Source organism: Streptomyces sp. DS1-CR2 (assembly GCF_055760475.1).
In genome coordinates this window covers 3,172,250-3,194,347 of sequence record NZ_CM147085.1, presented here as the reverse complement: position 1 = coordinate 3,194,347, position 22,098 = coordinate 3,172,250, and the positions used below count along the sequence as shown (strand labels likewise).

The window sequence follows — 22,098 nt, the reverse complement described above, 5'->3', positions numbered from 1 at the left end:
AGCGTCGTCCGGCGCTCAGACTGGTACCAGAGTGTCCTTATCCTGGTAGAAGGACTACCTGGCAACAGGCTCCGTGGCGCGGCAGGCTGGAGGCATGACCACGATGGCGCGGATCACTACGACGACTGTGGCAGAGGGACGGGCGCGGGCCGAGGCGGAGGCGGCGGCCCCGGCTCAGGTGAAGGCTGGAGGGCCCGGGCAGGTGGCGCCCCCGCTCGAGTCGCCCAAGCGCGAGGCCGAGATCCGGCGGCATGAGCTCGCCGACTTTCTGCGCAGCCGTCGCGCCCGCATCACCCCCGAGCAGGTCGGGCTGCCGCGCGGCCGGCGTCGGCGTACTCCCGGGCTGCGGCGTGAGGAGATCGCGCAGCTGTCCGCGGTCGGGGTCACCTGGTACACGTGGCTCGAGCAGGCGAGGGACATCCAGGTGTCGGTGCAGGTCCTGGACGCGCTGGCCCGCACCCTGCTCCTCGACGCGAGTGAGCGCGCGCATCTCTTCCAGCTCGCGGGGGCCATCGATCCGTCGCCCGCGGCGAGCTGTCAGACCGTCACGCCGGCGCTGCGACTGATGCTGGAGAAGCTGGAGCCGCTTCCTGCGTGCATCCAGAACAGCCGGTACGACATCCTCGCGTACAACCGCACGTACGGGCGGCTGCTGTGCGATCTGGACACGGTGGCGCCCGAGGACCGCAACTGCATGGTGCTGATCTGCACGAACGAGCAGTGGCGGAAGTCGTTCGTGTTCCTGGAGGACACGATCCGGCTGATGGCGGCCAAGTTCCGCGGGTCGATGGCCGGTCATCTGGGCGAGCCCGCCTGGGAGTTGCTGCTCAAGCGGCTGGAGGACGAGTCGCCCGAGTTCCGTGAGGCGTGGCAGCTGCACGAGGTGGTGGGCACGCGCAGCAAGACGAAGTACTTCCGCAACGCGCACGTCGGGCCGCTGTCCCTGGTCCACACCGATCTGTGGCTCGGCCCGGATCAGGGGGCCCGTCTGGTGACGTACACGCCCGCCGACGAGGAGTCCAGGGAGCGGCTCGACCGGCTGCAGGAGCTGGCGCCCGCCGTGGCCTCCTGAGCCTCCGGCTGCTCCGGCAAGGCACCGGGCGGCTGGTGAGGAGGCCGGCGTGGGGAACGGCCGCGCCGTGGCCGGCGGCGGTCGCTTCAGGATCTGGCGGCGGCCGTGGCCTCCTGGATTTCCGGCTGTTCCAGGCAGCGGGCGGTGCGCTGTGCTGTGGAGCGTGCCCAGCGGCCGCTGGTGAGGAGGCCGACCAGGAGTACGGCGAGGCCGCAGCCCACGATGATCCACCAGCCCCCGCGGCTCGCGTCGACGAACGTGGTCGCGTACGCCGATGCGCCGACGGCCCCCGCGACGCCCGACGCGAGGACCGCGCCGATGACGGCGACGCCGAGGGTCTGGCCGATCTGCCGGCTGGTGGAGGCCACCGCGGCGGCGACGCCCGCCTGGGCGCGGGGCATGCCGGAGACAGCGGTGTTCGTGATGGGGGCGTTGACGAAACCGAAGCCGAGGCCGAACAGGACGTAGCCGATGAAGCGGGGCACGTTCGACGTCTCCGCCTCGAACACGGCGAACAGGAGGCCGCTCGCCGTCATCGCGATGCCCGCGACGAGCAGCGGGATCCTCGGGCCGCGGCTGCCGACGATGCGGCCGGAGACCGGAGCGCACACCAGGGTCATGGCCGCCATCGGCAGCATCCACAGGCCTGCGTCCAGGGCGTTGAGGCCGAGTACGTTCTGCAGGTAGAGCGTCGACAGGAACAGGAAGCCGCCGAGCGAGGCGAACGCGCTGATCGCTATCACCGTGGCGCCGCTGAAGGGTGCCGAGCGGAAGAAACGCAGGTCGATGAGGGGTTCGGCGCGGCGCGGCTCGTAGGCGATCAGTCCGATGAGGGCCGCGAGGGCGAGCAGCGCGAACGTCACGATGGTGGGAGACGTCCACCCCGCTCCGGGGGCCTCGATGATCGCGTACGTGAGTGAGCCGAGGAGCGCGATGACGAGGAGCTGCCCGATCGGGTCCGTGCGGCGCGGCTTGGGGGCGCGGGACTCGGGGACGTAGCGCATGGTCAGCAGGAGGGCGGCGAGGCCCACCGGCAGGTTGATCCAGAAGATGGAGCGCCAGCCGACCGAGTCGACGAGGACGCCGCCCACGATGGGGCCCGCGGCCATGGAGATGCCGACGACGCCGCCCCAGACGCCGATGGCCCGGGCGCGTTCGCGGGGCTCGGTGAACGTGTTGGTGATGATCGACATGGCGACGGGGTTGAGCATCGAGCCGCCGACCGCCTGGACCATGCGGAACACGATGAGGGACTCCAGGTTCGGCGCCACCGAGCACAGCACCGAGCCCACGGTGAAGATCACCAGGCCGGCCTTGAAGATCCGGCGGCGCCCGATCCGGTCGGCCGTCGAGCCCGCCAGCATCAGGAGCGAGGCGAGGACCAGCGTGTACGCGTCGATGGTCCACTGCATGCCGGAGACGCTCGCGCCGAACTCCTTCTGCATGCTCGGCAGTGCGACGTTCAGGACGGTGTTGTCGAGGCTGACGATCAGCAGGCTCATGCAGCAGATCGCGAGGACGAGCATCCGCCGGCGGGCAGTCAGTGGGGCAGGCATGTATCAGACGGTAGCCCGACCGTGGGCGGGGGCGCCCGCCAAGTCGGGGACAACCCTGGGCGGGGCCGTCCGCCAGGTGGGGGACAATGGAGAACTGCCCCCTGCCCACTGCCCCACGATTTCGGAGAGCCCGCCCGATGTCCCAGCAGCTCACCATCGGTCCGCACCTCGTGCAGCCGCCCGTGGTCCTCGCGCCCATGGCCGGGATCACAAACGCGCCCTTCCGCACCCTGTGCCGGGAGTACTCCGGCGGCAAGGGCCTGTTCGTGAGCGAGATGATCACGACGCGGGCGCTGGTCGAGCGCAACGAGAAGACCATGCAGCTGATTCGCTTCGACGCGAGTGAGCAGCCCCGGTCGATCCAGCTGTACGGCGTCGATCCGGCGACCGTCGGCAAGGCCGTCCGCATGATCGCCGAAGAGGATCTCGCCGATCACATCGACCTGAACTTCGGCTGCCCTGTCCCCAAGGTGACGCGCAAGGGCGGCGGCTCCGCGCTTCCGTACAAGCGGAATCTGCTGCGGGCCATCCTGAAGGAGGCCGTCAGCGGGGCCGGGGACCTGCCGGTCACGATGAAGATGCGCAAGGGCATCGACGACGACCACATCACCTTCCTCGACGCGGGCCGGATCGCCGTCGAGGAGGGCGTCACCGCGATCGCCCTGCACGGGCGGACCGCGGCGCAGCACTACGGCGGCACGGCCGACTGGGACGCCATCGCCCGTCTGAAGGAGCACGTCCCGGAGATTCCCGTCCTCGGCAACGGCGACATCTGGTCCGCCGACGACGCGGTGCGGATGATGCGCGAGACCGGCTGCGACGGTGTCGTGGTGGGGCGCGGCTGCCTGGGGCGGCCGTGGCTGTTCGGTGATCTCGTCGCCGCCTTCGAGGGCACGGGCGCGCCCGCCGCGCCCGGTCTGCGCAAGGTCGCCGACGCGATGGTGCGGCACGCCGGGCTGCTCGGCGAGTGGATCGGCGACGAGGCACGCGGTGTCATCGACTTCCGTAAGCACGTGGCCTGGTATCTGAAGGGCTTCTCGGTCGGTTCCGAGATGCGCAAGCGGCTCGCCGTCACGTCGTCGCTCGCCGAGCTGCGCGCGGGGCTCGACGAGCTGGACCTCGATCAGGCGTGGCCCGTGGGCGCGGACGGTCCCCGCGGCCGGACCTCCGGCAACAACCGGGTGGTGCTGCCGGACGGCTGGCTCAAGGACCCGTGGGACTGCGCGGGCGTCAGCGAGGACGCGGAGCTGGACACGTCCGGGGGGTGACTGGTCGTGGGGGAGTTGTTCTCCCCCACCCCGCCCCTTTCCCGAAACTGGGGGGCTCTGCCCCCGGACCCCCGGTCGCTCAAACGCCGCAACCGGCTGGAAGCGTCACCGCGACCGGCTAGAAGACCGCCGTGAGCAACGCCAGTGGCGCCGCCGCCGACCGTGACTCGCGTTCGCACGCGTGCGGGTAGGGGACGGGCGCCGGGTACGACTCCCGCGCGTACCCGGCGAGCACCTCGGGCAGCCGGTGGCCGGAGGCGGCTGCGGCCTCCACCAGCGCGTTCGCCACCGTCCGCGCCTCGTCGTGCAGTCCGTAGCGGGCGAGCCCGAGCGCGATCAGCGCGTTGTCGTGCGGCCACACGGAGCCCCGGTGGTAGGAGAGCGGGTGGTACGCGGCCTGACCGGCAGCGAGCGTGCGCACCCCCCAGCCGGAGAAGAAGTCGGGCTCCAGGAGACGTCGGCCGACCAGTTCCCCGTACTCCTTGTCGAGCAGGCCCGACCACAGGAGATGGCCCGCGTCGGACGCCAGCGCGTCGACGTGCCGCCCCTCGCCGTCCAGGGCGAGCGCGGGGAACGCGCGGTCCGCCATCCAGAAGTCCCGCTGGAACCGGTCCCGCAGATCCGTCGCCGCCTGTTCCAGAAGGTCCGCGTACACCGGGTCGTCCCAGGCCGTGCGGGCGAGCGCGGCGGTGCGGCGCAGGGCGTCGTACGCGTAGCCCTGGGCGCCTGCCGCCGTCACGGGTCCCGTGGGGCGGCTGCCGTCGGCCGAGCAGATGGCGCCCGGCGAGTCCTTCCAGTTCTGGTTGGCGAGGCCGCCCCGGTCGGCGCGGTAGACGAGATAGCCGCGTGAGGTGAGGCCGCCGTGGTCGAGCATCCAGCTGACGGCGGCCCGCGCGTGCGGTTCGAGGCGGCGGGCCGTGGCCACGTCGCCGGTCCGGTCCGTGTACGCGCCGAGAAGGACGAGGAAGAGGGGCGTCGCGTCGACGGAGCCGTAGTAACGGGCGAAGGGGACCTGGCCGAAGTGCGCCAACTCGCCGTGCCGCACCTCGTGGACGATCTTGCCGGGCTGGGCCACGGCGCCCTCGGTGGACTCCGTGGCCTGCGTCGCGGCGAGCACCGGGAGCGTCGCGGCGGCCAGCCCCGGCCGGTAGGGGAGGGCGAACAGGGAGGTCAGGAGCGCGTCACGGCCGAGGAGCGTGAGGAACCAGGGGACGCCCGCGCCCGGCACGCTCAGCCGCTCGCCGTCCGGGCCGGTGGCCGGGACCTGGAGCACGGCCAGGTCGGCCAGGCCCCTCGCGCACGCCGCTGCGAGTCCGGGCCAGGCGGCGGGCAGGGTGATGTCCCGGGTGAACTCCTCGGTGCGCGCGGCGAGTTCGGCCGCCGCGTCGGCGGGGGACGCGGGCACCGGGGTGCGGGGGGCGCCGTGCGGGCGGGCCGCGACGCGCAGGTTCAGGTCGGCCGTGCCGTGCCCGGCCAGTTCGAGGGACCAGACGAGGCGGCGGGCGCCGGTGCCGGTCTCCTCGACGGCGTCGGGCGCGGGCTCCGCGGTCACCGTGGTCGACGAGCGCCACTCGCCCCGCCGGTAGCCGAACCGGACGCCGTCCTCCAGGACCGACCGGGAGCGGACCGCGCCGGTCTTCGTGTACGTGCGGTGGTCGGCGCGCAGCTCGAACTGGTCGGTGAAGTCGGCGTCGACGGTCAACGCGAGCCGTACCGTCGTCGGCACCGCGCGGTTGGAGACGACCCGCAAGGTCTCGACGAACGCGCCGTCCGCCACGGCCTGTTCGCGGAAGAGCGTGTACGCGGGCGGCTCCTGGCGGCCGCCGCGCGGCACCAGCACACAGCGCGCCACGCCTTCACCGGCGCCGGACCGCCCGGCCGCGTCCCCGCCGGTCCCCCCGCCCGCGTCCCCGACCGGCCGTCCGGCGGGCGTGAGCACCTCGGGTGCGGCGCCGTCCGCCGTGAGCTGCCAGCGGCTGAGGTGCCGGCCGTCGCGCACGAACAGGCCGTCGGGCGAGCCGGATCCGCGTACGCCGCTGATGTCGCCGCCGGGGCCGATCGCCGCGAAGGTGGCTCCCCGCACGAGCAGTTGATGCTGTCGGTCCGTCATCCCCAGGTCCCTCCCTCGTGCCGCTCCCGCGGCTCCTGCAGCAGATCCAGGGCGAGCGCGGCGCTCCAGGCGAAGCCGCGCGCGCCGCAGCCGCGTCCCGTGTACGGATCCACGTATTCGGCGAAGGCCGTGTCGAGCGCCGTGCCAAGGAGCGCGGCGCGCAGGCGTTCGGCCTCCGCGTGCTCGCCGTGGAGGCGCAGGCCGCGCTCGATCAGCCAGTTCGTGTTGAACCAGGCCGGTCCGCGCCAGTAGCGGTGCGGGTCGAAGGCCGGTCCCGTCAGGTCGTAACTCGGCACGAGCCGCACCGCGGTGCCGAGGCCGAAGCGCGGGCCGCGGGCGGTGCGCAGCAGTCCGGCGGTCACATGCCGGGGGAGCGTCGGCAGGATGAGCGGGATCAGGCCCGAGACGCCGTACTCGGGGATCAGGGCGGAGGGTGAGGACCGCCCGGCGGTTCGGGGGGTGTCGTGTCCCGGTGTGCGGGGCGCGTCGTGGCCGTCGGTCGCGCCGCGCAGGTCGCGGCAGAAGAACATGCCCGTCGCCGGGTCCCAGAGGCGCTCGACCAGCGCTGCCGTGAGGCGTTCGGCGCGGGCGTGGCGGGCCGTGCCCGCGGCGCCGAGCTCGCAGGCGATACGGGCGAGGGCGTGTTCGGAGGCGATCAGGAGGGCGTTGAAGGAGGGGTCTTCCACGGCGAACTCGCCCTGTCCGTCGGCGTATCGGCCGTTCCGGTAGTCCGTCGCCAGGCGCACGTACCGGCCGTAGTCGAGGTCGGTGGGGCGGTCGTCGGGCGCGCCGTGCTCCAGGTCGGCGCGGCGGAACGCGCGCGCGGGCGCCGGGGCGATCCGGCTCAGCGGGGCGTCCCAGTACGGGCTGTTGTCCATGCCCTGCTCCCAGGGATGGATCACGCAGGCGAGGCCGCCGCCGCCCAGGTCCCTGCGGTGCAGGAGGTAGCGGTGCCAGGCCGCGAGCTTCGGATAGACGCGGGCCAGGAACGAGCGGGACCGGGACAGGCCCGGGTCGGCGCGGTGCACGAGCCAGGCCGCCAGGGCGTGCACCGGCGGCTGCACGATGCCGGAGGTCTGCACGGAGCGCGGCGCTCCGGCCGCCCGGCCCGAAGTGGAGGAGCGCCAGAAGTCGGGGCTGGGAAAGTAGGCGTCGAGAGGGACGGAGGGATTGAACACGATGTGCGGCACCCGGCCGTCGCCCCACTGCGCGTCGAACAGCGTCTCCAGCTCCAACTGGGCGCGCAGCGGCGACACATGACGTGACCCGATGGCGACGAACGCGGAGTCCCATGACCACTGGTGCGGATAGAGGGTGCGGGAGGGGACCGTGGACGTGCCCGTCCAGTTCGTCTCCAGGACCCGTGCCGCCCGCTCGCGCAGCGCGGCCCGCTCGAGCGAGGGCGCGGCGACGGCATCGGAGGCGCGGCGCACCGCCGCACCGGTCCGCCGGGTTGTGCGGTCCACACGAACTCCCACGGTCTGTCAGTTAAGCCGTATCCAGCATAGAGTTACGTCTACTTAACCAGCAAAACCCAATATGTAACGCGCAGTTGATGAACGCAAGGGGTGCGAATGGCCGGGGACCGGACGAGAGAGCGGCCGCGGAGCCAGGCGAGCGCCGGGGATCTGCTGCACCTCGTGCGCAGCGGCCGGGCAACCACGCGCGGCGCGCTCCAGGAGGCCACCGGGCTCTCCAGGGCCACCGTCGGCCAGCGCCTCGACCGGCTCTTCCGGGCGGGCTGGCTGCGTGAGGGCGCGGGCGGGCCGGCCGGGTCACCGACGGGCGGGCGGCCCTCCCTGCGCCTGGAGTTCGACGACGCCCACGCGGTCGTGCTCGCCGTCTCCCTCGACACCCGGCACGCGCGCGCCGCCGTCCTCACCCTCACCGGCGAACTGCTCGCCGAGCGTTCCGGCGCGCTGTCCGTCGACGAGGGGCCGGAGCGGGTACTCGGCGCGCTCGGCGGCTGGTTCGCCGGGCTGCTGAAGGAGGCGGGGCGGACCGCGGACGCGGTGTGCGGCATCGGGCTCGGGGTCCCGGGCCCCGTGGACAGCGCCACGGGCCGCGTCGTACAGCCGCCGATCATGCCGGGCTGGGACGGCTACGACATCAGGGGCCGACTGGGCCGCGCCTTCGCCGAGCAGACGGGCGGCGGGGGTGATGTACGTGACGCGGGTGATGCGGATGGCGCAGGCGGCGTCCCCGTTCTCGTGGACAACGACGCCAACCTGATGGCCTACGGAGAGCAGCGCACCGGACACCCGGACTGCGCGGCCTTCGTCCTCGTCAAGGTGTCCACCGGCATCGGCGCCGGCGTCGTCGTCGGCGGCCGGATCTACCGGGGCATCGATGGAGGAGCGGGCGACATAGGGCATATCCGGGTGCCCGAGGGCGCGGGCACGCTGTGCCGGTGCGGCTCGTACGGGTGCCTGGCCGCGGTGGCCAGCGGGCGCGCCCTTGCGCGGCGGCTCACCGAGGCCGGGGTGTCGGCGGAGTCGGGATCGGATGTGCGGGAGCTGCTCGCCGAGGGGCACCCCGAAGCGGTGCGCCTGGCACGGGAGGCCGGGCGCAGCGTGGGCGAGGTCCTGGCGACGGTGGTGACCCTGCTCAACCCGGGGGTCCTGATGATCGCGGGGGATCTGGCCGGAACCCCCTTCCTCACGGGCGTACGCGAACTGCTCTACCAGCGGGCCCTGCCGCGCTCCACCGCTCATCTGGACGTGGTCACCGCGCGGCTGGGCGAGCGGTCTGCCCTGGTGGGGGCGGGTGCACTGGTCGTGGAGCACCTCTACGCGCCGGACCGGGCGGAGGAACGGCTCGCGGCGCTCGGCCTGTGAACGCCCGCTTCGCGTCCGGATGCTGACATCGTGGGGCCCGGATACGGCGTGATTCTCGCCACCCCTGATAGGGGTAGCGCTCAGATGAGCACCTTGAAGGCGGCTGTACATTTCTAAGGCATGGCACTGAGTGCCACTGTTCGATCATTTACAACTTGAACTCACCTGAGTGTGGAGCGTGCTCACGTGAGCGACATTGGGGGTCTACGGGGGTTGTGACTTCAAGAAATGAATACAAAGCTCCGGGCGCCGCCCCCCGTGAGTTACTTTCGATCTAGCGGCGGACGGGTGGTTACGGCCGTATGACGCACAAGTGGACGTACCCAGATGCCTTCGATCTGGGTATGTTCCTCGCCGTCAGGGCAGCCACCGAGTCATCGAGGAGTCGAGACCCGTGTCGGAAAACAAGGATCCCCACGTAGTGAAGTTCGTTTACGACTTCACCGAGGGAAACAAGGACCTCAAGGACCTCCTCGGCGGGAAGGGGGCGAACCTCGCGGAGATGACCAATCTCGGTCTGCCGGTTCCTCCCGGCTTCGTCATCACCACGGAGGCCTGCAAGGTCTACCTCGACAGTGGCGATGAACCGGTGGCACTGCGTGACGAGGTGAGTGCGCACCTCGACGCCCTTGAGCAGAAGATGGGCAAGAAGCTCGGCCAGGCCGACAACCCCCTTCTGGTGTCGGTCCGTTCGGGCGCGAAGTTCTCCATGCCCGGCATGATGGACACCGTCCTCAACATCGGACTCTCCGACAAGTCCGTCCTCGGCCTGGTCAAGCAGTCCGGCGACGAGCGGTTCGCGTGGGACTCCTACCGCCGCCTCATCCAGATGTTCGGCAAGACCGTCCTGGACGTCGACGGAGAGCTCTTCGAGGACGCCCTCGACAAGGCCAAGGCCGCCAAGAAGGTCACGGTCGACACCGACCTCGACGCCTCCGACCTCAAGAAGCTGGTCACCCGCTTCAAGAAGATCGTGAAGACCGAGGCCGGCCGGGACTTCCCGCAGGACCCGCGCGAGCAGATGGACCTCGCCATCCACGCGGTCTTCGACTCCTGGAACACCGACCGCGCCAAGCTCTACCGCCGCCAGGAGCGCATCCCCGGCAACCTCGGCACCGCGGTCAACATCTGTTCCATGGTCTTCGGCAACCTCGGCCCCGACTCCGGCACCGGCGTCGCCTTCACCCGCGACCCCGCCTCCGGCCACCAGGGTGTGTACGGCGACTACCTCCAGAACGCGCAGGGCGAGGACGTCGTCGCGGGTATCCGCAACACCGTGGCGCTCGCCGAGCTCGAGTCGATCGACAAGAAGTCGTACGACCAGCTCATGCAGATCATGGAGACGCTCGAGACCCACTACAGGGATCTCTGCGACATCGAGTTCACGATCGAGCGCGGCCAGCTGTGGATGCTGCAGACCCGCGTCGGCAAGCGCACCGCCGGTGCCGCCTTCCGTATCGCGACGCAGCTCGTCGACCAGGGCCTCATCGACGAGGCCGAGGCGCTCCAGCGTGTCACGGGCGCCCAGCTCGCGCAGCTGATGTTCCCGCGCTTCGACGAGAACGCGAAGGTGGAGAGGATCGGCCGCGGCATCGCCGCCTCGCCGGGCGCCGCGGTCGGCAAGGCCGTCTTCGACTCGTACACCGCCGTCAAGTGGTCGCGTTCGGGCGAGAAGGTCATCCTGATCCGCCGCGAGACCAACCCCGACGACCTCGACGGCATGATCGCCGCCGAGGGCATCCTCACCTCGCGCGGCGGCAAGACGTCGCACGCCGCCGTCGTCGCCCGCGGCATGGGCAAGACCTGTGTCTGCGGCGCCGAGGACCTCGAGGTCGACACCAAGCGCCGCCGGATGACGGTCGGCGGGCAGGTCATCGAGGAGGGCGACGTCGTCTCCATCGACGGCTCCACCGGCAAGGTCTACCTCGGTGAGGTGCCGGTCGTCCCGTCCCCGGTCGTCGAGTACTTCGAGGGCCGCATGCACGCCGGCGCCGACGACGCCGACGAGCTCGTCGGCGCCGTGCACCGGATCATGGCGTACGCGGACCGCGTCCGCCGGCTGCGGGTGCGCGCCAACGCGGACAACGCCGAGGACGCGCTGCGCGCCCGCCGCTTCGGTGCGCAGGGCATCGGCCTGTGCCGCACCGAGCACATGTTCCTCGGTGAGCGCCGCGAGATGGTCGAGCACCTGATCCTCGCCGACACGGACACGGAGCGCGAGGACGCCCTCAAGGAGCTCCTGCCGCTCCAGAAGAAGGACTTCGTCGAGCTGTTCGAGGCGATGGACGGGCTCCCGGTGACGGTGCGCCTGCTCGACCCGCCGCTGCACGAGTTCCTGCCCGACATCACCGAGCTGTCGGTGCGCGTCGCCCTCGCCGAGTCCCGCCAGGACGCCAACGAGAACGACCTGCGCCTCCTCCAGGCCGTGCACCGCCTGCACGAGCAGAACCCGATGCTGGGCCTGCGCGGTGTCCGTCTCGGCCTCGTGATCCCGGGCCTGTTCGCCATGCAGGTACGGGCCATCGCCGAGGCCGCCGCGGAGCGCAAGAACGCCAAGGGCGACCCGCGCGCCGAGATCATGATTCCGCTCGTGGGCACCGTCCAGGAGCTGGAGATCGTCCGCGAGGAGGCCGAGCAGGTCATCGCCGAGGTGCAGGAGCAGACCGGCGTCGAGCTGAAGCTGGCGCTCGGCACGATGATCGAGCTGCCGCGCGCCGCGCTGACGGCCGGGCAGATCGCCGAGGCCGCGGAGTTCTTCTCCTTCGGCACGAACGACCTGACGCAGACCGTCTGGGGCTTCTCCCGCGACGACGTGGAGGCCTCGTTCTTCACGGCGTACCTGGAGAAGGGCATCTTCGGGGTCTCGCCGTTCGAGACCATCGACAAGGACGGCGTCGGCAGCCTCGTACGCAACGCCGTGGAGGCCGGCCGCGCCACGCGGCCCGACCTCAAGCTCGGCGTCTGCGGCGAGCACGGCGGTGACCCGGAGTCGGTCCACTTCTTCCACGAGGTCGGCCTGGACTACGTCTCCTGCTCGCCGTTCCGTATCCCGGTCGCCCGCCTCGAGGCCGGCCGTGCCGCGTCGACGTCGACGGGCAGCGACCACCGGTAGGAACCGGTCCGCGAAACTCCGGAGCCGTTGTCTGGGTGCCCGACCCTCACGAAAGGCGGCGGCTCCGGTGCACCGAAAGAGAGGGCGGTACCCCTTGTGCGGGGGGTGCCGCCCTTTCGTGTGGGCGGGGGCCGGCGCTCTTGGATGGTCGGGGTGAAGCGGCGGACGACGTACGGTACTCGCTCTACCGGTTCGCAGTGCAGGGCTGAGCACTCCGAGAGGGGAAACGGGGGTGCGGGGTTCCGCATCTACTGGCCGGTAAGTACAGTCGGGCACCCCCGTATCCCCTCGTCCAGGGAGCCACAGCCATGACCGGCTGGAACGCGAGCGACATCCCCGACCAGAGCGGCCGCACGGCCGTGGTGACCGGCGCCAACAGCGGCATCGGCTACATCACGGCACGCGAGCTGGCCCGCAAGGGCGCCCACGTCGTCCTCGCCTGCCGCAGCGAGGCGCGGGGCACGGCCGCCCTCGACCGGCTGCGCTCCGAAGTGCCGGGCGCGCAGGCCGAGTTCGAGCAGCTCGACCTGGGTGACCTGTCGTCCGTACGGAAGTTCGCCGCAGCGCACGGCAGCGGGGAGCGGCTCGACCTGCTGATCAACAACGCGGGCGTGATGGCGCTGCCCCTCGGGCGGACCGCCGACGGCTTCGAGACGCAGTTCGGCGTCAACCACCTCGGCCACTTCGCGCTGACCGGGCTGCTCCTGCCCCGGCTCCTCGACACACCCGGCGCCCGCGTCGTCAGCGTCTCCAGCATGTTCCATGTCCTCTCGGACATCGACATCGCGGACCTCAACAGCGAGCGCCGCTACCGGCGCTGGATCGCGTACGGCCGTTCCAAGACGGCGAATCTGCTGTTCATCCACGAGCTGGCGCGCAAGCTGGCGGCGCGCGGGTCCGACGTCGTCGCGGCGTCCGCGCACCCGGGGTACGCGTCCACGAACCTCGCGACGCAGGGCGTGCGCATGGAGGGCCGCAAGGCCGTCGAGCGGGTCGTCGAGCTGGGCAACCGGGTCATCGCCCAGCCCGCAGAGGCAGGCGCGCTGCCCACGCTGTACGCGGCGACGGCACCCAGTGTGCGCCCGGACTCGTTCACCGGGCCGTCCCTGATGATGTGGCGCGGGGCGCCCGCGAGGTCATGGCGGGCCGGGCGGACCCTCGACGACGTGGCGGGGGAGCGGCTGTGGGCGGCGTCGGAACAGCTGACGGGCGTGACGTTCTAGAAGACGTTCCAGGGGGTATTTCAAGCCGCCGGACGGCCGGCCGGCTAGTCGAGTTCAGAGGCCTCGAACACCGCGCGGGCCGCGTCGCCGTCGATGCGGGCCGCGAGGCGGTCGACAACCGGGGTGCCGCAGCGGAGCAGCCCGTTCGCGCGGGCCCGGCGTGCGCCCGTCTCCAGGCGGTGCCAGACGACGGGGTTGTCGGTGAGTACCTTCGGGTCCAGCTCGACCCGCCCGCCGAGCGCGTCCCGCAGCACGAGCCGCGGCGTCACCCCGTCGCTGTGGCGCACCGACGTGAGCAGATCCGTGCAGACCCGCCGTGTGCCCCAGACGCCGCGCACGGCGAGCCAGCCGGGACCCGCGCTGACCAGCGGCGGATGCAGCACGGCGTGCAGCAGCGCCGAGAGCCCCGCCCAGAGCCCGGCCCGCGCCGGGCTGAGCGTGCCGTTGGCCGTGTCGATCACCAGGATCAGGCAGAACAGCGTGAGCGCGCAGAACACCGCCGCCCGCAGATCGGCGGCCCACCGCCGGTCCCGCACCACCATGTCCCGCGAGGCCGGCGCCGCCGCCCGCCCGCGGGATCCCGCCCCCGTGTCTCGTCCCATGCAGCGCACCGTAAGCCCGTGCGGCGCCCCAGGTCAGCACTCTTGACGTGTCGCTGATCCAGCGGCCGCGCACGTTGACGCCGTGCTGACGGGAGCGCCGACATACGGCTGTAGTCCCTCTGTCGTAATCCGGCCGCATGGTTGATCGTTGGGCCGTCGGAATCCGTGGACGCCGAAAGAAGCCGGCGTCCAAGAGCAGCGAAAAGCAGGGGGACGATCAATGACCATCAGCCGCAGGGGACTGCTCGGGACCGGCGCCGCACTGGGGCTGCTCACCGCGTGCGGCTCCAACACGGGCCGGGACGACGGCGGTTCGGGCGGCGAGCCGGAGCTGGCGCAGTGGTACCACCAGTACGGCGAGCAGGGCACCGAGCAGGCCGTGAAGAAGTACGCCGCCGCGTACGAGAAGGCGCACATCACCGTCCAGTGGCGGCCCGGCAACTACGACGAGCAGACCGCCGCCGCGCTCCTCACCGACTCGGGCCCCGACGTCTTCGAGGTCAACGGGCCCACCCTCGACCAGATCCAGGGCCGGCAGATCGCCGACCTCACCGGCCTGTTCGAGGGGGTCAAGGACGACTTCAACCCGGCGGTCCTCGCCCCGAAGACGTACGACGGCAGGATCTGGGCGATCCCGCAGGTCATCGACATGCAGATGCTCTACTACCGCAAGAGCCTGCTCGCCGACGCGGGCGTCGAGCCGCCCAAGACGCTCGACGAGCTCGTGGACGCCGCGAAGAAGCTCACCTCGAAGAAGACGAAGGGCCTCTTCCTCGGCAACGACGGCGGCGCGGGCGTCCTCGGCGGTACGCCTCTGTACGCGGCCGGCCTCGAACTCGTCACCGAGGACGGCAAGGTCGGCTTCGACGACCCGGCCGCCGCGCGAGCCCTCGGCAAGATCCATCAGCTGTACGCCGACAAGTCGCTGCTCCTGGGCGCGCCGTCCGACTGGTCCGACCCGTCGGCGTTCGTCCAGGGCCTGACCGCCATGCAGTGGTCGGGCCTGTGGGCGCTGCCCACCGTGCAGAAGGAACTCGGCGACGACTTCGGCGTCCTGCCCTTCCCGAAGGACGGCGCGGGCAGGCCGTCGGTGCCGGTCGGCGCGTACGGCGCGGCGGTCTCCACCCGTGGCAAGCACCAGCAGGCCGCGAAGGACTACCTCAGGTGGCTGTGGATCGACCGCACCGAGTACCAGGAGGACTTCGCCCTCTCGTACGGCTTCCACATCCCGGCCCGCATCTCGCTGGCGAAGAAGGCCGCGAAGCTGCGGAAGGGCGCGGCGGCCGACGCCGTCCGCTTCACGACCGACCACGGCTTCGCCCAGCCCTTGAGGTGGACACCCGCCGGCCAGACCGCGTACCAGGACGCCCTGAGCCGCATCATCAAGGGCGGCGCGAACCCGGACAGCGAGCTCAGGAGAGTCGTGCGGAAGGTGTCGGCCGAGCTCGACCGCGTGAAGAAGAAGTGAGCCTGCGGCAGGAGGGCCGCCGCCAGGCGATCCCTCGGCAGAGAGGCCGCGGGCAGGGCGACACGGCACGGAAGTGGGCCGGCGTCCAGAACCGCACCCTCTGGTTCTGGGTCTTCGTCGGGCCCTTCCTCCTCGGCCTCGGCGTCTTCACGTACATCCCGCTCGGCTGGAGCGTCTACCTCAGCTTCTTCGACGCGCACAACACCGTCACCCCGAGCGACTTCGTCGGCCTCGGCAACTACACGGCGATGCTGAAGAACGAGGCCTTCACCGACAGCCTGTGGACCTTCCTCGTCTTCTCGCTCTTCATCGTGCCCGCGACCTACGCGCTCTCGCTCGCCCTCGCCCTGATGGTGAACCGGCAGCGCCGCGCCCAGGCGTTCTTCCGCTCGGTCTTCTTCCTGCCCGCCGCCTGCTCCTACGTGGTGGCGGCCCTGATCTGGAAGATGTCGATCTTCAACGGGGTGCGGTTCGGGCTCGCCAACACCGTCCTCGGCTGGTTCGGCGGTGATCAGATCGCCTGGCTGTCGACGACCGACCCGCCCTGGTACTGGGCCGTCATCGTCACCGTACGGCTCTGGCTCCAAGCCGGCTTCTACATGGTGCTGTTCCTCGCGGGGCTCCAGCGCATCAGCCCCACCCTGTACGAGGCGGCGGCCGTCGACGGGGCGCGGCCCGGCTGGCAGGTCTTCAGGCACATCACGTTCCCGCAGCTGCGGGCCACCTCCGTGGCCGTCGTCCTGCTCCTCGTCATCAACGCCTTCCAGGCCTTCGACGAGTTCTACAACCTGCTCTCGGACGCACGCGGCTATCCGCCGTACGCCAGGCCCCCGCTCGTCTACCTCTACTACACGGCCCTCGGCCAGGGGCAGAACCTCGGCCTCGGCAGCGCGGGCGCCGTGCTGCTCGCCCTGATCATCGCGGTGGTGACGGTGGGGCAGGCCAAGTGGTTCGGCCTCGGCCGCAAGGAGGCACAGTGAGGGACGAATCCCGGGTCAGGGCCGGCCGCGCCCTGCGCCTCGCCCTGCTGATCGCGCTGGCGCTCCTGTTCCTGATCCCGTTCTACCTCCTGGTACGCAACGGGCTCGCGGCAGAGAGCGACATCACCTCGCCCGAGTGGACGTTCTTCCCGTCCTCGCTGCGCTGGGCAAACGTGCGGGAACTCTTCGCCGACACGTCCGTCCCCTACGCCCGCTCCCTGCTCAACTCCGCGCTCATCGCGGTGGCGACGACGCTCGGCACCCTGCTCCTCGCCTCGCTCGCCGGCTACGGCCTGGCCCGCATCCCGTACCGGCACGCGAACAAGGTCTTCTACGCGGTCCTCGGCACCCTGATGGTCCCGGCCGCGGTCACCTTCGTGCCGAGCTTCGTGCTCGTCTCGTCACTGGGCTGGATCTCGACGCTGCGCGGCCTGATCGTCCCGACCCTGTTCTCCGCGTTCGCGTGCTTCGTCTTCCGCCAGTACTTCCTCGGTTTTCCGGGGGAGCTGGAGGACGCGGCGCGCGTCGACGGGCTCGGCTACTGGCGTACGTACTGGCGGGTGGTCGTGCCCAACTCCCGGCCCGTCTTCGCGGCCGTCGGCACGATCGTCTTCATCGGCGCGTGGAACTCGTTCCTGTGGCCTCTGGTCATCGGCCAGGACCGCAACGCGTGGACCGTCCAGGTGGCACTGTCGTCCTTCACCACGGCCCAAGTGGTGCGGCTCCACGAGCTGTTCATCGCGGCGGCCGTGTCGGTCGTGCCGCTGCTCGTGGTGTTCCTGTTCTTCCAGCGGTGGATCGTGGCGGGGGTGGAACGCTCGGGCATCGACGACTGACGCGGCCCGGCCCCACCCCCGAGGGGCCGTCAGGCGCCCAGGGGCGCGGTCTGCACGTCGTACGTGTCGACCGCGTACTCCTCGTCGTCGAGGCACGTGCCGCTCTCCAGGTCGAAGCGCTGCTTGAGCAGCGGTGACGCGACGAACGGGCGGCCCTGCGCCGAGCCGATCAGGCCGCGGGAGAGGACCGCGGCGCCCGTGAACGGGTCACGGTTGCCGACCGCGTACAGGCGGCCCGAGCGGTCCAGGAACACGGCGGCCTGCCGGCCGTCGGGCAGCAGCGCCGCGACCCCGCGGCCCGGGGTCAGCCGGGCCAGCTCGCATACCGTGAACCAGGCGTCGTCCAGGCGGAGTTGCACCATCACGGCGGTCTTCTCGGGAGCGACGGTCATGACGTCACCGATCCTTCCAGGGGGCGGGAGCCGATGGAGAGCAGGGGCAGGTCGGGCTTGATCTGGTCGCGCTCCGGGACGAACCGCACCAGCGGGTCCGGCGCGTCGGGCGCGTTCACGAAGGACACGAAGCGCTCCAGGCGCTCCGGGTCGTTGATGGTGTCGGCCCACTCGTCGCGGTAGTGCGCGACGTGGTCGGCCATCAGGGCCTCCAGCTCGTCGCAGAGGCCGAGGGAGTCGTGCACGACGACGTCCCGTACGTGGTCGAGGCCGCCCTCGATCCGCTCCAGCCAGCCCGCCGTGCGCTCCAGACGGTCGGCCGTGCGGATGTAGAACATCAGGAACCGGTCGATCAGCCGGATCAGCTCGGCGTCGGAGAGGTCCTGCGCGAGGAGGTCGGCGTGGCGCGGGGTCGCGCCCCCGTTGCCGCCCACGTACAGGTTCCAGCCGTTGGCCGTGGCGATCACCCCGAAGTCCTTCGACTGGGCCTCCGCGCACTCGCGCCCGCAGCCCGACACGGCCGACTTCAGCTTGTGCGGCGCCCGCAGACCCCGGTAGCGCAGCTCCAGGTCGATCGCCATGCGCACGGAGTCCTGGACGCCGTAACGGCACCACGTCTGCCCCACGCACGACTTCACCGTCCGCAGCGCCTTGCCGTACGCGTGGCCCGACTCGAAGCCTGCGTCCACCAACCGTGCCCAGATCAGCGGCAGTTGCTCGACCCGGGCGCCGAAAAGGTCGATCCGCTGACCTCCGGTGATCTTTGTGTAGAGGCCGAAGTCGCGCGCCACCTCGCCGATCACGATGAGCTTCTCCGGGGTGACCTCGCCGCCGGGGATGCGGGGCACGACCGAATAGGAGCCGTTCTTCTGGAGGTTGGCGAGGAAGTGGTCGTTCGTGTCCTGGAGGGCCGCCTGCTCGCCGTCGAGGACATGGCCGTCGGCGCCGATCGTCGGGGCGAGCGAGGCGATGATCGAGCCGACCGCCGGCTTGCACACCTCGCACCCCTCACCGCCGCGCGCGCCGTCACGCCCGTGCGCGTCGAGCAGCTCCGCGTACGACGCGATCCGCTTGACCCGGACGATCTCGTACAGCTCGGCGCGGGTGTGCGGGAAGCAGCCGCACAGGCCCTTGTCGCCGCTCTGGGGCAGGAGCTGGCCGATGAGCTTCACGCAACTGCCGCAGCCCGTACCGGCCTTGGTGCACTTCTTCACCTCGGGCAGCGTGGCGTGCGCCTGGACCGCCTCCTTGGTGACGTTGTGGCAGGAGCAGATCACCGCGTCGCCGGGCAGCGCCTCCGGGCCGAGCGCGGCCGGCGCCCCCGCCCCCGCGGGCAGCACCAGCTGCTCGGGCGCCACGGGCGGCACCGAACCGGTCAGCGCGCGCAGCGTCGCGTACGCGTCCGCGTCCCCGACCAGGATCCCGCCGAGCAGCTCGCCCTCCGGGCCCACGACCAGCTTCTTGTACGTGCCCGAGCGCGAGTCCGAGTAGACGACGTCGAGGCAGCCGTCGGCCGCGCCGTGCGCGTCGCCGAACGACGCCACGTCCACGCCGAGCAGCTTCAGCTTCGTCGACAAGTCGGCACCGGTGAACTGCCCGTCCTCCGACGCGATCGTGGCGGCCACCGTCTGCGCCATCTCGTAGCCCGGCGCGACCAGGCCGTACACGCGGCCGTCCACGGCCTGCGCGCACTCGCCGATCGCGTACACCGCCGGGTCGCTGGTGCGGCAGCGCTCGTCGACGGTGATGCCGCCGCGTTCGCCGACGGTGAGCCCCATGTCGCGGGCGAGCTGGTCGCGCGGCCGTACGCCCGCCGAGAACACCACCAGGTCGGTCGCCAGTTCCGAGCCGTCCGACAGCTTCATGGCGCGCACCGCGCCGTCCTCGCCGCCGGTCAGGATCTCCTGCGTGCCGACGCCCGTGTGGACGCTCAGGCCCATGCCCGTGATGGTGCGCAGGAGGGCCGCGCCGCCGCCCTCGTCGACCTGCACCGGCATGAGGCGCGGCGCGAACTCCACGACGTGCGTGTCGAGGCCGAGGCCGCGCAGGGCGCCCGCCGCCTCCAGGCCGAGCAGCCCGCCGCCCACCACGGCCCCGGTCGTGGCGTGCTTCTTCGCGTACTCCTCGATCGCGAGCAGGTCCTCGATCGTGCGGTACACGAAACAGCCCGTCGCGTCCTTGCCGGGCACGGGCGGCACGAACGGGTAGGAGCCGGTCGCGAGGACGAGGGTGTCGTACGTGACCTGGAGACCGGAGCGCGCCGTGACCGTCCGCGTATCGCGGTCGATGTGCTCGGCGGGGTCCCCGAGGTGCAGCTCGATGCCGTGCCGGGCGATGAACTCCGCGTCCGTGAGCGAGAGTTCGTCCGGTGTGCGGCCCGAGAAGTACGAGGTGAGCTGGACCCGGTCGTAGGCGGGGCGCGGCTCCTCGCACAGCACGACGACGCGGTGCGTGTCCGTGAGCCCGCGCTCGGCCAGGGCCTCGAGGAAGCGCTGGCCGACCATGCCGTGGCCGACGAGGACGAGTGTGGGCATGGTGGGCATCTCAGAGGCCTCCGTCGTGAGTGAGCAGGTGGAGCAGGGGTTCGCCGTCGTCGGGCAGCGGGTCGTCGGCCTCCCAGGCCCGGGCGAGCGCCCCGACCGTGCCGAGCTCGCCGACCAGCACCCCGCCGACGAGCCGGTCACCGCGGACGACGACCTTGCGGTACGTGCCGCGGGTCGCGTCGGCGAGCTGCACGACGTCGTCACCGGGCAGCGCCTCCGGCTCCCCGAACGCCGCGAGGTCGAGCGGCCCGGCCTCGTGCGGCAGGGTCAGCCGGGTGAGGGTGCGGGTGCCCGCGTAGGGGCTCCGCCGCCCGGAGAGCAGGTTCTCGGCGAGCGCGTCGGCCTGTTCCACGGCGGGGGTCGCGAGCCCGTAGACGCGGCCCGCGTGCTGGGCGCAGTCCCCGACCGCGCGGACGCGGGGGTCCGAGGTGCGCAGATCGTCGTCGACGACGATCCCTTCGCGTACGTCGAGCCCCGCGGCCAGTGCGAGCCCCGTACGGGGACGCACCCCGCACGCGAGGACCGTCAGATCCGTGCCGAGCACATAGCCGTCGGCGAGCTCGACCCTGCGGACCGCCCCGTCGACGACGCCCACGCCCCGTACGCGGCACTGCGTGTGCACCTCGACGCCGAGCGCGGTGAGGTGCTCGTGCACGAGACGCGAGGACCCCGGGTCGAGCTGGCGCTCCATCAGGCGCTCGGACTGCTGCGTGAGCACCACCTGGGCGCCGCGCCGGGCGAGCGCACGGGCCGCGGACACTCCGAGGAGCCCGCCGCCGACGACGACCGCGCGCACCCCGGGAACCACCGCCCGCGACAGCGCCAGGCAGTCGTCCATGGTGCGGAAGGCATGCACCCCGCCCGGCAGCTCAGCCGCGCCGGGCGCGAACAGGCCGCGCAGAGGAGGCAGGACCGGGTTCGACCCGGTGGCGAGCACGAGGGTGTCGTACGGGACGTCGGAGCCGTCCTCGCAGCGCACCACCTGCTCGTCGCGGTCGATACGGACGGCGCGGGTCCGCAGGTGGGTTCCGGTGTGGCGGGGCAGCGCGATGACGTCGGCGCCGTAACTGCCCGCGAGGACCTCGGCGAGCAGCACCCTGTTGTACGGGGCGTGCGCCTCCTCGCCGATGAGTACGGCGGCACCGCCCAGGCGCCGGGCGAGCCGGGTACCGGCGAGGCCGGTGCCGATCACCACCACGCGCCCGGGGTCCGTCGAATAGGTCATGCACGGCAGCCTGCGGGGCCGGTGTTACCCGGCCGCATCCCTCCCGTTTCCCACGGGGAACGCTGCGCTCAGCGCGCACGAGGAGGGAGTGTGAGGGCTCAGCGGCTGCCCGTCAGATGCGCGAACACCACGACGTTCCCCCGGTAGCCGGTCTGCTTCGAGTAGCCGCCCCCGCAGGTGATGACGCGCAGCTCGGGCCGGTCGGCCGCACCGTACACCTTCTCGTCGGGGAAGGCGCGGGCGTCGTAGACCTCGACGGCGTCGACGGTGAACACGGCGACGGAGCCGTCGCGGCGGTCGACCTCGATGGTGCGGCCCCTGGTCAGCGCGCCCAGGTCGTAGAAGACGGCGGGCCCCTCGGCGTTGTCGACGTGGCCGGCCACGACCGCTGTGCCGCGGACGCCGGGCGCGGTCCCGGCCTCGTACCAGCCGGCCAGGTTCTTCTGCTGCGGCGGCGGGACGCCCAGGCTGCCCTGCGGGGTCAGGGCGAGCCCCATGAGAGGTGCGTCGACCCGGATCGAGGGGATGCGGATGCGGTCGGGGGGCGAGGAGGAGAGGGGGGCCGCGCCGGGAGGCTCGTGGCCGGTGCCGGGGAGCGCGGACCCGGCCTGTGCTGTGGACGGCTGCGGCGGTCCGTGTATCTCGGTGCCCTGGAGCAGCAGCCAGGCGCCCAGACACAGGGCGAGAGCGGTGACCGCGGCTATGAGTCCGCTGCTGACTATGCGGCGGCGCGCCTGAGGCATCGGCTTCTCCAGGTCGAAATCGGTGGGGGCACCTTCCTCTCCCGGCCGCGCGAGGGGGGTGGGCGGCCGGGAGAGGAGAGGACATGCGGTACCAGGGGGCCGGAGGGACAGCGGAGGTCGTCCGTCCGGCG

Annotated in this window: 16 protein-coding genes; 8 read left to right on the top strand and 8 right to left on the bottom strand. The window is 71.7% G+C overall.

Annotated elements, in window-relative coordinates:
- The first annotated feature begins 94 nt into the window (after window positions 1–94).
- Window positions 95–1,072 carry a helix-turn-helix transcriptional regulator gene (locus ACY0PA_RS15795; RefSeq protein ID WP_473085227.1) on the top strand — a complete coding sequence of 326 codons (978 nt, stop codon included), beginning with the start codon at window positions 95–97 and terminating at the stop codon, window positions 1,070–1,072.
- 86 nt (window positions 1,073–1,158) lie between these two features.
- Here ACY0PA_RS15795 and ACY0PA_RS15790 read toward each other — a convergent pair whose 3' ends face one another.
- Complete coding sequence (locus ACY0PA_RS15790; protein WP_473085226.1) at window positions 1,159–2,628, bottom strand: MFS transporter; 1,470 nt, start codon at window positions 2,626–2,628, stop codon at window positions 1,159–1,161.
- A 137-nt stretch (window positions 2,629–2,765) separates the two neighbouring features.
- Here ACY0PA_RS15790 and dusB point away from each other — a divergent pair, with 137 nt between their 5' ends.
- The gene (gene dusB, locus ACY0PA_RS15785) at window positions 2,766–3,896 is read left to right on the top strand and encodes a tRNA dihydrouridine synthase DusB (RefSeq protein WP_473085225.1); all 1,131 of its coding nucleotides are present in this window, start codon (window positions 2,766–2,768) and stop codon (window positions 3,894–3,896) included.
- 118 nt (window positions 3,897–4,014) lie between these two features.
- Here dusB and ACY0PA_RS15780 read toward each other — a convergent pair whose 3' ends face one another.
- Window positions 4,015–6,006, bottom strand: a complete 1,992-nt coding sequence (locus ACY0PA_RS15780; RefSeq protein WP_473085224.1) for an amylo-alpha-1,6-glucosidase — start codon at window positions 6,004–6,006, stop codon at window positions 4,015–4,017.
- Window positions 6,003–7,472, bottom strand: a complete 1,470-nt coding sequence (locus ACY0PA_RS15775) for an MGH1-like glycoside hydrolase domain-containing protein (RefSeq protein WP_473085223.1) — start codon at window positions 7,470–7,472, stop codon at window positions 6,003–6,005. Before ACY0PA_RS15775 ends, ACY0PA_RS15780 begins: the two co-directional genes overlap by 4 nt.
- Window positions 7,473–7,580: 108 nt before the next feature.
- On the opposite strand from ACY0PA_RS15775, the gene ACY0PA_RS15770 reads away from it, so the two are divergent.
- The 3 genes from ACY0PA_RS15770 (at window position 7,581) to ACY0PA_RS15760 (ending at window position 13,178) form a co-directional block, all read left to right on the top strand.
- A complete protein-coding gene (locus ACY0PA_RS15770) occupies window positions 7,581–8,843 on the top strand; it encodes an ROK family protein (protein ID WP_473085222.1) in 1,263 nt (420 codons plus the stop codon).
- A 394-nt stretch (window positions 8,844–9,237) separates the two neighbouring features.
- Window positions 9,238–11,955, top strand: a complete 2,718-nt coding sequence (ppdK, locus tag ACY0PA_RS15765; protein WP_473085221.1) for a pyruvate, phosphate dikinase — start codon at window positions 9,238–9,240, stop codon at window positions 11,953–11,955.
- 308 nt (window positions 11,956–12,263) lie between these two features.
- Window positions 12,264–13,178: an oxidoreductase gene (locus tag ACY0PA_RS15760; protein ID WP_473085220.1), complete on the top strand. Its 915-nt coding sequence runs from the start codon at window positions 12,264–12,266 to the stop codon at window positions 13,176–13,178.
- A gap of 44 nt (window positions 13,179–13,222) precedes the next feature.
- Here the strand turns inward: ACY0PA_RS15760 and ACY0PA_RS15755 are convergent, their stop codons facing one another.
- The gene (locus tag ACY0PA_RS15755; RefSeq protein WP_473085219.1) at window positions 13,223–13,780 is read right to left on the bottom strand and encodes a hypothetical protein; all 558 of its coding nucleotides are present in this window, start codon (window positions 13,778–13,780) and stop codon (window positions 13,223–13,225) included.
- A 220-nt stretch (window positions 13,781–14,000) separates the two neighbouring features.
- Between ACY0PA_RS15755 and ACY0PA_RS15750 the strand changes: the two genes are divergently transcribed.
- The 3 genes from ACY0PA_RS15750 to ACY0PA_RS15740 are packed head-to-tail and all read left to right on the top strand — an operon-like array spanning window position 14,001 to window position 17,064.
- On the top strand, window positions 14,001–15,248 hold the full coding sequence (locus ACY0PA_RS15750) for an ABC transporter substrate-binding protein (protein WP_473085218.1): 1,248 nt from the start codon (window positions 14,001–14,003) through the stop codon (window positions 15,246–15,248).
- 29 nt (window positions 15,249–15,277) lie between these two features.
- Complete coding sequence (locus ACY0PA_RS15745) at window positions 15,278–16,228, top strand: carbohydrate ABC transporter permease (RefSeq protein ID WP_473086331.1); 951 nt, start codon at window positions 15,278–15,280, stop codon at window positions 16,226–16,228.
- Window positions 16,225–17,064: a carbohydrate ABC transporter permease gene (locus tag ACY0PA_RS15740; protein ID WP_473085217.1), complete on the top strand. Its 840-nt coding sequence runs from the start codon at window positions 16,225–16,227 to the stop codon at window positions 17,062–17,064. Before ACY0PA_RS15745 ends, ACY0PA_RS15740 begins: the two co-directional genes overlap by 4 nt.
- 29 nt (window positions 17,065–17,093) lie before the next feature.
- Here ACY0PA_RS15740 and nirD read toward each other — a convergent pair whose 3' ends face one another.
- The 4 genes from nirD to ACY0PA_RS15720 form a co-directional block, all read right to left on the bottom strand.
- Window positions 17,094–17,456, bottom strand: coding sequence for a nitrite reductase small subunit NirD (nirD, locus tag ACY0PA_RS15735; protein ID WP_473085216.1), 363 nt, complete (start codon window positions 17,454–17,456; stop codon window positions 17,094–17,096).
- Window positions 17,453–19,999: a nitrite reductase large subunit NirB gene (nirB, locus tag ACY0PA_RS15730; protein WP_473085215.1), complete on the bottom strand. Its 2,547-nt coding sequence runs from the start codon at window positions 19,997–19,999 to the stop codon at window positions 17,453–17,455. Before nirB ends, nirD begins: the two co-directional genes overlap by 4 nt.
- A 1-nt stretch (window position 20,000) precedes the next feature.
- Window positions 20,001–21,224, bottom strand: coding sequence for an NAD(P)/FAD-dependent oxidoreductase (locus ACY0PA_RS15725; RefSeq protein WP_473085214.1), 1,224 nt, complete (start codon window positions 21,222–21,224; stop codon window positions 20,001–20,003).
- Between the two features lie 98 nt (window positions 21,225–21,322).
- A complete protein-coding gene (locus ACY0PA_RS15720) occupies window positions 21,323–21,967 on the bottom strand; it encodes a class F sortase (RefSeq protein WP_473085213.1) in 645 nt (214 codons plus the stop codon).
- Window positions 21,968–22,098: the final 131 nt, after the last annotated feature.

Bases quoted from the DNA above. Each gene is read 5' to 3' on its own strand.
- ACY0PA_RS15795 (WP_473085227.1), top strand. From the start codon at position 95: ATGACCACGATGGCGCGGATCACTACGACGACTGTGGCAGAGGGACGG.
- ACY0PA_RS15790 (WP_473085226.1), bottom strand. From the start codon at position 2,628: ATGCCTGCCCCACTGACTGCCCGCCGGCGGATGCTCGTCCTCGCGATC.
- dusB (WP_473085225.1), top strand. From the start codon at position 2,766: ATGTCCCAGCAGCTCACCATCGGTCCGCACCTCGTGCAGCCGCCCGTG.
- ACY0PA_RS15780 (WP_473085224.1), bottom strand. From the start codon at position 6,006: ATGACGGACCGACAGCATCAACTGCTCGTGCGGGGAGCCACCTTCGCG.
- ACY0PA_RS15770 (WP_473085222.1), top strand. From the start codon at position 7,581: ATGGCCGGGGACCGGACGAGAGAGCGGCCGCGGAGCCAGGCGAGCGCC.
- ACY0PA_RS15760 (WP_473085220.1), top strand. From the start codon at position 12,264: ATGACCGGCTGGAACGCGAGCGACATCCCCGACCAGAGCGGCCGCACG.
- ACY0PA_RS15755 (WP_473085219.1), bottom strand. From the start codon at position 13,780: ATGGGACGAGACACGGGGGCGGGATCCCGCGGGCGGGCGGCGGCGCCG.
- ACY0PA_RS15750 (WP_473085218.1), top strand. From the start codon at position 14,001: ATGACCATCAGCCGCAGGGGACTGCTCGGGACCGGCGCCGCACTGGGG.
- nirD (WP_473085216.1), bottom strand. From the start codon at position 17,456: ATGACCGTCGCTCCCGAGAAGACCGCCGTGATGGTGCAACTCCGCCTG.
- nirB (WP_473085215.1), bottom strand. From the start codon at position 19,999: ATGCCCACCATGCCCACACTCGTCCTCGTCGGCCACGGCATGGTCGGC.
- ACY0PA_RS15725 (WP_473085214.1), bottom strand. From the start codon at position 21,224: ATGACCTATTCGACGGACCCCGGGCGCGTGGTGGTGATCGGCACCGGC.
- ACY0PA_RS15720 (WP_473085213.1), bottom strand. From the start codon at position 21,967: ATGCCTCAGGCGCGCCGCCGCATAGTCAGCAGCGGACTCATAGCCGCG.